The sequence below is a fragment of the Thalassospira lohafexi genome (assembly GCF_002844275.1).
GTDB lineage: Bacteria > Pseudomonadota > Alphaproteobacteria > Rhodospirillales > Thalassospiraceae > Thalassospira > Thalassospira lohafexi.
In genome coordinates this window covers 191,385-204,576 of sequence record NZ_NXGX01000004.1, presented here as the reverse complement: position 1 = coordinate 204,576, position 13,192 = coordinate 191,385, and the positions used below count along the sequence as shown (strand labels likewise).

Genomic DNA, 13,192 nt, shown 5'->3' with positions numbered 1-13,192 from the left:
CCGCCATACATGCACACTAGCATGTCGAGCCGTAGACTAAGGAGTGTCTCATGAACGAACACGCCGCCCATACTTACAAGCAGCAGCAAGTTAATACAGCCTCACCGGCCAAGATGGTGTTCATGTTGTATGAGAAAATTTTGTCGCGCCTGCAAGAAGCCCAAAGCGCAATTGAGCGTAAAGATATTCAGGCCCGTTGTAATGCGAACTCCAACGCGCAGGAACTGATCGCCCATTTATCGAAGACCCTCGATATGGATCAAGGGGGTGAAATCGCGTTCAATCTTGAACAGCTTTATTCCCATTGTCTTATTCGACTGATGGATGTTGATCGCCACAACGACCCTCAGGCAGCAGAAGAAGTCATCGGGCTTCTCAGGCCGATTAGAGATTCTTGGTATGTTTTGTCTGAAAAAAGTGAAGGCGAACTTCGTCAAGCGATCATGGCGGTACAGCAAGGTCGCCCGGCGGCACAGCCGACTGGCGAAAGAAAATCGGCAGGTGATGAAACTCCGGCCCCTGCCAAGTCAACCTTGTCGATCTCGGCCTAATTGGCCTGTGTAGACCTTAGACATATTAAATAAGATTTTGAAAGCCTCCGTGATGCCGGGGGCTTTTTCTTATTGTGTCCTCTACCCTGCTTCTATCTTCCATCTCACCTATCAGACGTGCCTCACCAAACTCACACGGGCGTTTTTGCCCTGTTGGGCGCATAGCATCCGCTCGGCAAAATTTACCCCAAGGACCTAATGTGCGCTAACTCGCTGACAATCTAAGGATTCTGTTAACACTTAAAACTGGCCCGCCAATTGCAAATGTTCTGACACTGTTTCGATGAGGACCGAAATTATGAACAGCTCTGCGATTACAAACAGCATTATGCCAACCGTCTCTATTCCCGGCGCTAGCGCGCAGGAAAGTGCCGGTTCTGGCTTTGGCGACGTGATGAATTCAGTCAAAGATAATTGGTCTGAACGGAACGCACAGATCAAAAATGACGCGGCAAAATCTGCCCAGAGCAACTGGGAGAAAAGCCGCTCAGACGCAAAAGCGCATCTTAACAACAACGATGCCGCTGAAGAGTACGACGCACGCAACGCGCGCCGCGACGACGAACCGCGCCATATCGACAAAGACGATCATGCCGAGGTCCGCGAACAGAAACCCGATGAACATCAAGATGTCAGCGCTGATCGCAGCGACGATACGCCGCGCGATCCGGACGCACAGGCAAGCAACGAACCCGATGCATCGGGCGATGACGCCAACACCGCCAAGGAAATATCTTCTGATACTGCAACCAATGAAGATAGCCAGGGTACAGGCGAAGCGACAAAAACAGACGCCGTCACCGATAACACAGTTGTCGACCCGAATCAGCCTGTTCAGGCGGTCCCACTTCCAGGATCGCCAGAAGCACTTGCCCTTGCAAATGCCAAGGCCCAGACGGTCGCAGCAGCATCTGGTACAGCACAAAACTCAGCTGCAGCGAATAATGGTCAACCTGCCGCTGGCATGACGGCCAATGGCGCTGCTTCTGACGGCACCACCGACGGATTGATGAGCTCAACCGCACTATCGCAGCCCGCCGCTGGCGCATCGGCCAAAATGGCAATGAACGCCGCTGGTGAAGGGGATGCCAAGGGAGACGAGTTGTCATCTGACAAGTTCCTCTCGCGCGTTGTTGACTCCATGAGTGGAGACGGCAAAGGCAAAACGGAAACCCCGTCAAATGCGTCGACAGCCAACAATACCGCAGCATCTGGCGCCAATGCAGGCACCACACAACAGTCTGCAGGCAATCCGGCACAGGCAGCACAGCAAGCCATGGCCGCAGCTGCAGGCGCGCAAGCGCCCACCAATACACCAGCTCAGCCACAGGCGGCGACAGCTAATGGAAATGCCGCTGTTAGTGCAACAACAACGACAGATGGATCAGCACAAGCAGTTAACGGGCAGGTCAACAGCACCAATAGTCTTAATCAGGCTGGTACAAACGGCCAGACAGCGCGTCATGCGCCAGCCCAACCGGTTCAGCAGCAGGTCGCGGTTTCAATCCGCAATGCGGCAAGTGAAGGGGTCGATAAAATTTCGGTCCAGCTTCGCCCTGAACATCTGGGTCGCGTCGATGTGAAACTTGAAATCGGTCACGATGGCCGTGTTCAAGGTGTCATTCAGGCAGATACCCGTGAAACGCTGGATATGCTGCGTCAGGATTCTCGTGCGTTACAGCAGGCTCTTAAAGATGCCGGCCTTAATGCAGACAGTCAAAGCTTCACCTTCGAGCACAGGAATGAAGGTGGCCAAGGTCAGGATGGCAATGGTCGATCTCAGATGACTGCCAATCAGGGAAGTAGCCCCGATGATGGCGATGTCCTGAGCGGAGCCGAACTCGCCGAACATGTTGGCATTGGCTATGGGATCAATCCCAACGGCCTTGTCGATATTCGGATATAGGAAAGGTAGAGGGATAAGCCCATGGCCATTTCATCCTTAACAAACGTTGGTCTTTCAACGAATGATACCAACGCCGCATCAAACAGCTCTGCCAATCAGCTTTCGGCGAACTTTGATACGTTCCTGACCCTGCTAACCACGCAGCTCAAGAATCAGGACCCGACATCGCCAATGGAAAGTGACAAGTTCACTGACCAGTTGAGCCAGTTCGCCCAGGTTGAGCAAGGTATTCAGAGCAACAAGAACCTCGAAAACCTGTTGGCCATGCAAAGTCAGCAGCGTCAACTTTCCGCACTGTCCTATGTCGGTGCCGAAATTGAAGCCGTTGGGGATACCAACTGGCTCAAGGATGGCGGCGAGCTTAATTACAAATACAACATCTCGCCCGAAGTTCCACGCCTGCAGCTGCAGGTTCAGGATCAGTCCGGTGCAACTGTCTATTCCGAAGAACTCACCGATGTTTCCGGCCTTCAGAGCTTCCACTGGGATGGCAAGAACAACAGCGGTGTTGCGCAGGATGAAGGTGCCTACACGCTGGTTCTCAAACCGATGGCTGCAAACGGCGATACCTTCAAAGATGAAAAAGGTAAGCCTGCCTCTACGGCGATTGGCATCATCGGCTCTGTCGATAGTGTCGATATTAATGATGACGACATTTATCTGCGTATCGGCGATGTCGCTGTACCGTTCTCGACCCTTACCAACGTTAAGCTGGGGGCGAACAGTACGGATACCGGAACGGATCCGGGAACTGATGATGGTTCCGATACCGATGAACAAGACGAAGCAGCCTAAGGCCGCATTCAACTGGATTTGATGAACACCTTATAGGTGTAGGAGAAGAAAAATGAGCCTTTTTGGTGCAATGATTTCCGGTGTTTCCGGCCTGAATGCGCAGTCTCAGAACCTGGGCGTCATCTCGGACAACATCTCGAACCTCAACACGGTCGGCTATAAAGGCACGGTTGGGCGTTTTTCAACGCTGGTAACAGAACCCGCAAGCAATACGCGCTATACGCCGGGCGGGGTTCGCTTCCACCCGACAGCATTGATCAGCAAACAGGGTTTGCTTCAGGCAACCTCCTCAACCACCGCTGCGGCAATTTCCGGCGATGGTTTCTTCATTGTCCGTGACAATGCCTCACCGGGTACGAATGATGAGCTGTTCTTTACCCGTGCGGGTGATTTCAAGCCCGATGATGATGGGTATCTGCGCAATACCGCTGGCTACTATGTTCAAGGGTGGGCGACCGATCGCGAAGGTCAGCTGCTTGATACAAGCGGCAACCTCACCACATCGAACAGCTCTGCCGTAACCGACCTTCAGGTTCTTGATATCAATTCGATCCTGACCGCGGCGGCATCTACAACATCACTTGAGTTTGGCGCAAACCTGAACTCAGATGAGACGGCTGTTACTGGCGGCACAGCGACTTCAGCCACTGCTGGCATCGATTATGATACCACGGACCTAACAGCATTAGCCGGCATCGCCAACGGCGACCAATTCACAATTACGCATGACGGCACGACCTCTACAATCACGATCAATACCGGCGACACGCTCGAAGATCTTGCATCTGCAATCAGTGCGATAACAGGGGTTGCAGCAACCACCACCACGACAGGTACAAATGATACACTAACCCTTACTGGTGCATTTGCCGATCAGGATGTGGTCTTTGCCAACGTGACCGGCACACCGCTCACCGCTCTTGGCATCCCCGGCGTACCTGGCACATTGGCCGCCACCTACACTGCGGGTGATTTGGCAACCGGAACAATTGCCGAAGACAACACCATGCCGGTCACGATCTATGACTCGCTGGGTTCCGCCCATACCGTCAATTTGCAAGTTGTCAAACTGGGTCAGAACCGCTGGGGCTTTGAGCTGACCGGCAACACCACAGCCGGTCAACTTGATGCAACCGACCATCCAAATGGCTTGATCCAGGCCGGGACCATCACCTTTGACGGTTCAGGGAACTTGCAATCCTTTGATGGTGTCGCAGCCACCATTGGTGCTGTCACGGTCGGTACGACCGGTGATTTGACCGATGCCGACATTTCAGCAGAATGGACCAATGGTTCTGACGCCAGTGCCATCAATCTCGATTTTGGCACCATCGGCCTTGGCAACGGCATCACACAGTTTGCTGCTGGCGCAGATGCCAACGGCAACAACGTTGACTATACCACGCACTTCATCAATCAGAACGGTGCACAAGCTGGCACCATGGTAAACTATGCCCTCACCGAAGAAGGCTTCCTGCAGATCGAATTTGCCAACGGCGTCAAACGCCCGGTCTACAAACTGGCAATTGCGACCTTTGAGGCCGCCGATGAGATGGAAAACCATACCGGTAACGTCTATCGCCAAACCCGTGAGTCGGGTGACTATCTGCTGCGTGAACCGGGCTTGAATGGTGCAGGCAACGTTGTTGCCTCTGCACTTGAAGGGTCAAACGTCGATCTGGCTGAAGAATTCACCAACATGATCGTCACCCAACGTGCTTATTCGGCAAATACCAAAACGATCACAACGACCGACGAAATGCTTGATGAGCTGATCCGTATCAAACGGTAATTAGACTGAGTTTGCGGAACGGGGGATGAAAATCAACCGTTCCGGTTTTTCAAAAATCGCAATTCTGTGCTGGGAGAACACACATGAGCCTTTTTGGTGCAATGATTTCCGGTGTTTCCGGCCTGAATGCGCAGTCTCAAAACCTGGGCGTCATCTCGGACAACATCTCGAACCTCAACACGGTCGGCTATAAAGGCACGGTTGGGCGTTTTTCAACGCTGGTAACAGAACCCGCAAGCAATACACGCTATACGCCGGGCGGGGTTCGCTTCCACCCGACAGCATTGATCAGCAAACAGGGTTTGCTTCAGGCAACCTCCTCAACCACCGCTGCGGCAATTTCCGGCGATGGTTTCTTCATTGTGCGTGACAATGCCTCACCGGGTACGAATGACGAGCTGTTCTTTACCCGTGCGGGTGATTTCAAGCCCGATGATGATGGGTATCTGCGCAATACCGCTGGCTACTATGTTCAAGGGTGGGCGACCGATCGCGAAGGTCAGTTGCTTGATACAAGCGGCAACCTCACCACATCGAACAGTTCAGCAGTAACCGACCTTCAGGTTCTTGATATCAACTCGATCCTGACCGCGGCAGCATCTACAACATCACTTGAGTTTGGCGCAAACCTGAACTCAGATGAAGTTGCCGTTGCTGGCGCAAGCAATGTCTCAACGACCGCTGGTATTGATGGCACAGCAGCCCTTGCCGGGCAGGCTGGCATCAACGCAGGCGACACCTTCGATATCACCTATAACGGCACCACAACAACGGTAACGATCAATGCCGGCGAGACGCTTGCCGACATCGCCAGCGAGATTTCCGCAATTACCGGCGTCACCGCGACGGCAACGACGACAGGCACGAATGATACTTTGACCATTACCAGTTCGGTTGCGGATCGCGACGTGGTCATCACCAACAATAACAACACCCCCTTAACCGCACTTGGTTTCACGGGGCCGTTTCCCAACACATTGGCCGCCACCTACACCGCAGGTGACTTAGCGTCTGGGACAATTGCCGAAGATAACACCATGCCAGTCACGATCTATGACTCGCTGGGTTCCGCCCATACCGTCAACTTGCAAGTTGTCAAACTGGGTCAGAACCGTTGGGGCTTTGAGCTGACCGGCAACACCACAGCCGGTCAACTTGATGCAACCGACCATCCAAATGGCTTGATCCAGGCCGGGACCATCACCTTCGACGGTTCAGGGAACTTGCAATCCTTTGATGGTGTCGCAGCCACCATTGGTGCTGTCACGGTCGGTACGACCGGTGATTTGACCGATGCCGACATTTCAGCAGAATGGACAAATGGTTCTGACGCCAGTGCCATCAATCTCGATTTTGGCACCATCGGCCTTGGCAACGGCATCACACAGTTTGCTGCTGGCGCAGATGCCAACGGCAACAACGTTGACTATACCACGCACTTCATCAATCAGAACGGTGCACAAGCTGGCACCATGGTAAACTATGCCCTCACCGAAGAAGGCTTCCTGCAGATCGAATTTGCCAACGGCGTCAAACGCCCGGTCTATAAACTGGCAATTGCGACCTTTGAGGCCGCCGATGAGATGGAAAACCATACCGGTAACGTCTATCGCCAGACCCGTGAGTCGGGCGACTATCTGCTGCGTGAACCGGGCTTGAATGGTGCAGGCAACGTTGTTGCCTCCGCACTTGAAGGATCAAACGTCGATCTGGCTGAAGAATTCACCAATATGATCGTCACCCAACGTGCTTATTCGGCAAACACCAAAACGATCACCACGACCGACGAAATGCTTGATGAACTGATCAGCATCAAACGATAATTGATACTCTGCGCCGCGCGATCATGCGTCTTGCAGGGCGCCAAATGCAAAGAGACTCGCCCGGCAAAACTGCCGGGCTTCTTTTTTGGCAAAGAATCACTACATAAAGGGCAGTCGAACCCGGTCAGAAAACATCCAAACGATTCAAATCACTGACGAATTTGAATCACCCAACCCGGCAAAAATTGCCGGTTGTTAACCTGTTCTTCAGCATGGAGAACTATTCGTTGTTGATACTGGTCTCTTTCTGTGTGAAGCGATCGGTACCGGGGACAGTATAAATCTAGGTGCGGGGCAGTCGAAAGTGAGCGGCTTGTTACAAACGCTAAAGACTTTGGGACCAACACGTCTGATGGCCATGAGCGGCGTCGGGGTGTTGCTGCTTGTCTTCTTTGCTTTCCTGATCCTGCGTGTTTCAGCACCCAACATGGAACTGCTGTACCGCGACCTTGATCCAGCTGATGCCAGCCAAATCGTCAACCGGCTCGAAGACCAGCAAGTCAGCTACCAGCTGCTCAATAACGGCACAGAAATTCTTGTCCCGTCTGATCAGGTTAACCGCATGCGTCTGACCATGGCCGAGAGCGGCCTGCCCGCAGGTGGTTCCGTCGGCTATGAAGTTTTCGACAATGCCGACGGCTTTGGCGCGACAAGCTTTGAACAAAACATCAATCATGTCCGCGCACTTGAAGGTGAACTGGCCCGTACCATCGCCTCAGTCCAGTCGGTCCAGCATGCCCGGGTTCATCTTGTTCTGCCCAAACGTCAGATGTTTTCGCGCGAAACCCAGCAAGCCAGTGCCTCTATTGCGGTGAAAATGTCGGGTGGGGAACTGAAACCCGAGCAGGTCGTCGCCATTCAACATCTGGTCGCCGCTGCGGTTCCCCAACTTGATCCCGGTAAAGTGTCGATCATTGATGAGCGTGGTCGTCTTCTCGCACGTGGTGATGGCGAACAACAGTCTTCAACGTTCCTGACACAGTCAGCCGATGAGATGCGCATTCGCAATGAGAGCCGCCTGCGCAACACCATCGAAGACCTTTTGTCGCGATCCCTGGGGTATGGCGAAGTCCGTGCCGAAGTATCGGTCGAAATGGATTTCAACAAGATCACCACGGCCAATGAACGCTTCAATCCCGATGAACGGGTTGTGCGGTCCAGCCAGACCATTGACGAAAATTCCACCAATTCAGAGACCGAGGGGGCCGATCCGGTAACCTTGCAAAATAACCTGCCCGATCCCAACCTTAATGGCGGTGCGGGTGCAGGTACGCAAAGTCAGGAAACCCGGTCCGAAGAAACGGTGAATTACGAGATTTCCAAAACCACCACGACGCAGGTTAAGGAAATCGGCGAGATTTCACGGGTAACTGTCGCGGTTTTGGTTGATGGCACCTATACCACTGATGAAAATGGCGAACGCCTTTATCAGGAACGCAGCCCCGAGGATCTGGAAAAAATAGCCGCACTCGTGCGAAGTGCAATCGGCTATGACCCACAGCGTAGCGATCAGGTCGAAGTCATCAACATGCAGTTTGTTGATACCGCCGATCTGTTCCCGGATGAAGACATCGAAACCTTCCTCGGTCTCGACAAGGCTGAAATCTTCCGCATCGCAGAAATGCTGGTGCTGGCCATTGTCGCGATCCTCGTCATCCTGCTGGTGGTACGCCCGCTGCTCACACGTGCGTTTGAAACCCTGCCAAGTGCTGCTGATATGGCACAGCGCCAGTTGCTTTCTGAAGACATGACAGCAGACGGCACACCAGCACTCGAAGGCCCGGCACCCGTACCAATGGCACCGGGCATGGATGACGGCGAAGAATTGATCAATCTTTCCATGGTCGAAGGTCGCGTAAAAGCATCCTCGGTCAAGAAAATTGGCGAGATTGTCGAAAAACATCCTGAGGAAGCTCTCGCGATTATTCGCAACTGGCTGTATCAGGAAAGCTAATGATCCAGCCAGCTGTACGTCTCACGGGCAGCTTAGTGGCTGCCCCCTTATGTTGCTCAAGGCGGTTTAGCGGTTCGATATGACGGCCATTGAAAAGTTCACATTTGCTCTAAGCTTCGATGATGCAGACAATGTCATTCGCTCATCGGGCGGGGATGATGAGCATTACGAAATGGGCAAAAAGAAGAAAAAGAAAAAAGAGGAGGAAGCACCACCTCCCCCACCGGCGATCTATACCGAAGAACAATCTGCACAAATGATCGCCGAAGCCGAAAATACCGCCCGCGAGCAGGCATTGGCCGAAGGCCACGCACAGGGCCTGGAACAGGGTCGTCAGGAAATCCTGTCGTCACTTGAAAAAGCGTCGGCAGACTGTCAGGCCGTTATTGGCGAAAAACTTGCCCAAATCGACGAACAGCAAAAACGTGCCAACGCAGGGATCAACGAAGACGCCATCCATGTTGCCCTGGGCGTGATGCGCAAACTGGCCCCGGCGTGGTCAAAACAATATGAACTGACTGAAATCGAAGACATCGTCCGGCAATGTCTGGCCAATCTGTTTGAAGCACCCAAAGTCATGATCAAGGTCCATCCCGATCTTGAACAGACAATTTCAGACAGCGCCCAGCAGATCGCCCTGTCACGCGGTTTTTCCGGCAATGTTGTGGTGGTCGGAGAGCCGGATGTCGCACCGGGTGACTGTATGGTGTCATGGGGTGATGGCACCGCTGTCCGTGACAGCAGCCGTGTATGGGCGGAAATCAACAACATCATTGATACCGCACTCGACCTTCACAGCGAGGAACACGACCTTGCCGAGAGTGATATGGGCGATCCCGACATTCAGGAGACCCGCCTGCCCGATGAGGCACCGGCTGCCGACCCTGAGCATCAACAAGCGTCTCAGGTTCCCGCAGAGGAAGAAGACAACGAGCCGAATCCGGTACCAAACGCCTCGGACCAAGTATCCTCGTCTGTGGATGGTGCACCTGTGATAACGGATTTATCGGCAGATGACGCAGGCGAGGTCCCCTTGGATGTTGCCCATGAGGTTCCGCAAAATGTTACCTCGGACACATCCCAGGACAGCGCACCTTCCGAGCCATCAGAACATCAAGTAAAAGAAGGCGATGGCACCAATCTGCGGAATGTGCAAACATCGCCAGATGATGCAATGCCCACACTTGATAATGCGCTAAAAACACCGGTCGATCCTGTCGCAGAAACCACATCGGCAGAGCACACAGAACCAAACCATGATCAGGCAGCGGTAACTGCGCCGACACAACAAGATGCCGCCGACTTGGCGCAAAACACGAACGAGGATGCAACGCCACAGACCAATCAGGGCGACGGTGCCACCCATCAGGCGCATAGCGCTGAGACCGGCGAACCGACCAAACCGCAATCTGCCAACCCGACCCCGGGCGCGTCTGCTGGGCAGGACGGAAATCCTGAAAATGAACAGGCGCAACATTCGCCCCAAGCAGATGATCGGGCTGCTGTAAAGCAATCGACCAAAGACGCAGGAGACGAAAATGGCTGAAGACGACGATATTGAACTCTCGGATCTCGAAGACAGCGACAACGATTTTGAAGGCGAAGGCACGGAACTTCTGGCGGCTGCAGATATCGGCAGCGAACAGATGAAGACGTCCAAAGACCTTGAAGCCGTCTATGATATTCCCGTTCAGGTTTCAGCGGTGCTTGGAAAAGCAACCATGCAGGTAAGCCAACTGCTGAAACTTGGTCGTGGTGCTGTCGTAGAGCTTGACCGTAAAGTTGGTGAAGCTATTGATATATATGTGAACAACCGTTTGGTCGCCCGTGGCGAAGTGGTGGTTGTGGAAGATCGTCTTGGTGTCACCATGACGGAAATCATCAAGTCTGAAAAAAGCTAACGCAAGAAGGGATACGGGACTATGGCGGAAGGGGGGACGAAGACGTCATTTGACATTGCGACAGTCGGGGGACTGGTCGTTGGCTTTGCACTTGTGATTGCCGCAATTGTATTCGGTGGTTCACCTGGCGCCTTTATTGATATCCCGTCTGTTCTGATTGTTATTGGCGGCACTGCGGCGATTACGGCCGTCAGTTTTGCGCTTGGTGAGTTTCTTGGTTCCGGCAAGATCCTCATGCGGACGATTTTTCATAAATCACGCAACCCGGGAGACGCCGCGTTACAGATTTTGCAATTGGCTGAAATCGCCCGTAAAGGTGGGGTTCTGTCTCTGCAAGGACATCTCGACAGCCTGCAAAGCGAAGAATACCTGTGGAAGGGCCTTTCGCTTGTTGTCGATGGCACCCCGTCCGAAGAAGTCGAAGCGATCATGCGCAAAGACATGAACGCCACCATCGGCCGTCACCAAAAAGGTGCCAATATTCTGCGTAAGGCTGGTGACGTTGCCCCGGCAATGGGCCTGATCGGCACACTGATCGGTCTGGTTCAGATGCTTGGTAACCTTGATGATCCGTCTTCCATCGGCCCGTCGATGGCGGTTGCACTTTTGACAACCTTCTATGGCGCAGTTTTGGCCAACATGGTCTTCATGCCGCTGGCGGGTAAACTTGAACGCAACTCGAACGATGAAGAACTTCTGAATTCGGTTTACATGGTGGGTGCAGTATCCATCGGTCGTCAGGAAAACCCCCGTCGTCTGGAAATGCTGATCAACTCGATCCTGCCGCCATCGAAACGCGTGAGCTATTTTGATTGATCAACACCTTGGAACTTCCGGCCCCGAACTTCTCTTTGTCAAAGCGGCTTTCGCGGCCAATTGAAAATGATCGGAAAGAGATGAGACTATGCAGGTACTGATCGTTGGTGGACTGGGCGGACAGATCGGCGCAGCCAGCAAGATCGCTATGGCGCGCGGCGCTTCGGTACAATTGGCCGAAAGCGTAACAACTGCGCTTAATATCCTGCGGGCAGGCAACCGTATCGACGTTGTAATGGCCGACATCACCCTTGATGTCGCAGCCCTTATTGATGCGATTTCTCAGGAACGCATCAATGTGCCGGTTGTTGCCTGTGGTGTCGGAAATGACGTTAATGGTGCCGTAAACGCCATTAAGGCCGGTGCTCAGGAATTCATCCCACTTCCCCCCGAAGCCGACCTGATTGCCGCCATTTTCGAAGCCGTTACCGAAGAAAGCCATGCGCTGATCCATCGCGATCCCAAGATGGCCGAAACCCTGCGTCTGGCAACACAGGTTGCCAAAAGTTCGGCTTCCATCCTGATCACGGGTGAAAGTGGTACCGGTAAAGAAATTATCTCGCGCTTTGTCCACCGCAAGTCAAACCGCGCGGACAAACCATTTGTCGCGGTAAACTGTGCAGCCATCCCTGATAATCTTCTGGAATCTGAACTGTTCGGCCATGAAAAAGGCGCCTTTACCGGCGCGCAGGCGCGGCGGATCGGTAAATTCGAAGAAGCCAACAACGGCACCCTTTTGCTTGATGAAATCAGCGAAATGGATGTCCGCCTGCAGGCAAAATTGCTGCGTGCCATTCAGGAAAAGGAAATTGATCGGCTTGGCGGCAAAAGCCCGGTTAAAATCGATGTGCGTATTCTGGCAACCTCGAACCGTAATCTTGAGGCCGAAGTCAACGCAGGCAACTTCCGAGAAGACCTTTATTTCCGTTTGAATGTCGTTAATCTTGATATTCCGTCTTTGCGTGAACGCCCTGACGATATTCCTGTTCTGGCCGAATTCTTTGTCAAAAAGTATTCCGAAGCCAACGACATGCCACTGCGCCCAATCAGCCCGTTGGCGATCCAGCGTTTGCTGTCGCATCACTGGCGCGGCAACGTGCGTGAACTTGAAAATACTCTGCATCGCGCTGTTCTGGTTGCTGGCCCGGATGAAATCGGTCCCGAAGCAATCTTACTGACGGGCAGCACTGCAAGCGCACCCGCCCCATCCCCTGCGCCGGCGGCAACTGAACCAGCGTCGCCTGCCCCTTCTACCACCTCGCCGTCCAGCCGGGCGAGTTCGGCCTATGCCAATGCCAACGCGGCATATGGTGCGGCATCATCGGCCTATAAGCCAAGCGCCCCACCAGTACCCGCGCAACACTCGGTTGAGTCTGATGACACGTCCTCTGCCGATGACAATACAGACAACGTCGATGCCCAAAACACAGTAGAAAACGGATCGGGCACATCCTCCCTCGTTGGGCGGACTGTGGCTGCGGTTGAACGCGATCTGATCATTGATACGCTGAAGCACTGCTTTGGCAACCGGACGCATGCGGCAAACATTCTTGGCATTTCCATTCGGACATTGCGTAATAAGTTGCGGCAATATACCGACGACGGACTTGCTGTGCCCGCCCCGGGTGATGGTCACGACTGACCATGAAATCAT

Annotated in this window: 10 protein-coding genes; all 10 read left to right on the top strand. The window is 53.5% G+C overall.

Annotation, left to right across the window (positions count from 1 at the left end; genetic code table 11):
- Positions 1-50 precede the first annotated feature (50 nt).
- Positions 51-551 (top strand): flagellar export chaperone FliS, encoded by a 501-nt coding sequence (gene fliS, locus COO92_RS10755; protein ID WP_101302037.1) that lies wholly within the window; start codon positions 51-53, stop codon positions 549-551.
- Between the two features lie 298 nt (positions 552-849).
- Positions 850-2,457 carry a flagellar hook-length control protein FliK gene (locus COO92_RS10750; RefSeq protein ID WP_165792323.1) on the top strand — a complete coding sequence of 536 codons (1,608 nt, stop codon included), beginning with the start codon at positions 850-852 and terminating at the stop codon, positions 2,455-2,457.
- Positions 2,458-2,478: 21 nt separating this feature from the next.
- Positions 2,479-3,252: a flagellar hook assembly protein FlgD gene (locus tag COO92_RS10745; protein ID WP_101302033.1), complete on the top strand. Its 774-nt coding sequence runs from the start codon at positions 2,479-2,481 to the stop codon at positions 3,250-3,252.
- A gap of 52 nt (positions 3,253-3,304) precedes the next feature.
- The gene (locus COO92_RS10740) at positions 3,305-5,044 is read left to right on the top strand and encodes a flagellar hook protein FlgE (RefSeq protein ID WP_101302031.1); all 1,740 of its coding nucleotides are present in this window, start codon (positions 3,305-3,307) and stop codon (positions 5,042-5,044) included.
- Positions 5,045-5,127: 83 nt separating this feature from the next.
- Entirely contained in the window at positions 5,128-6,867 is a 1,740-nt protein-coding gene (locus COO92_RS10735) for a flagellar hook protein FlgE (RefSeq protein WP_101302029.1), read from the top strand.
- A 352-nt stretch (positions 6,868-7,219) separates the two neighbouring features.
- Entirely contained in the window at positions 7,220-8,821 is a 1,602-nt protein-coding gene (gene fliF / locus COO92_RS10730; RefSeq protein WP_240626402.1) for a flagellar basal-body MS-ring/collar protein FliF, read from the top strand.
- Positions 8,822-8,900: 79 nt separating this feature from the next.
- Positions 8,901-10,367, top strand: a complete 1,467-nt coding sequence (locus COO92_RS10725) for a FliH/SctL family protein (RefSeq protein ID WP_101302025.1) — start codon at positions 8,901-8,903, stop codon at positions 10,365-10,367.
- Positions 10,360-10,722: a flagellar motor switch protein FliN gene (gene fliN, locus COO92_RS10720; protein ID WP_022731856.1), complete on the top strand. Its 363-nt coding sequence runs from the start codon at positions 10,360-10,362 to the stop codon at positions 10,720-10,722. Before COO92_RS10725 ends, fliN begins: the two co-directional genes overlap by 8 nt.
- 21 nt (positions 10,723-10,743) lie before the next feature.
- Positions 10,744-11,538 carry a motility protein A gene (locus COO92_RS10715; protein WP_101302023.1) on the top strand — a complete coding sequence of 265 codons (795 nt, stop codon included), beginning with the start codon at positions 10,744-10,746 and terminating at the stop codon, positions 11,536-11,538.
- A gap of 88 nt (positions 11,539-11,626) precedes the next feature.
- Positions 11,627-13,180, top strand: coding sequence for a sigma-54-dependent transcriptional regulator (locus COO92_RS10710; RefSeq protein WP_101302021.1), 1,554 nt, complete (start codon positions 11,627-11,629; stop codon positions 13,178-13,180).
- Positions 13,181-13,192: the final 12 nt, after the last annotated feature.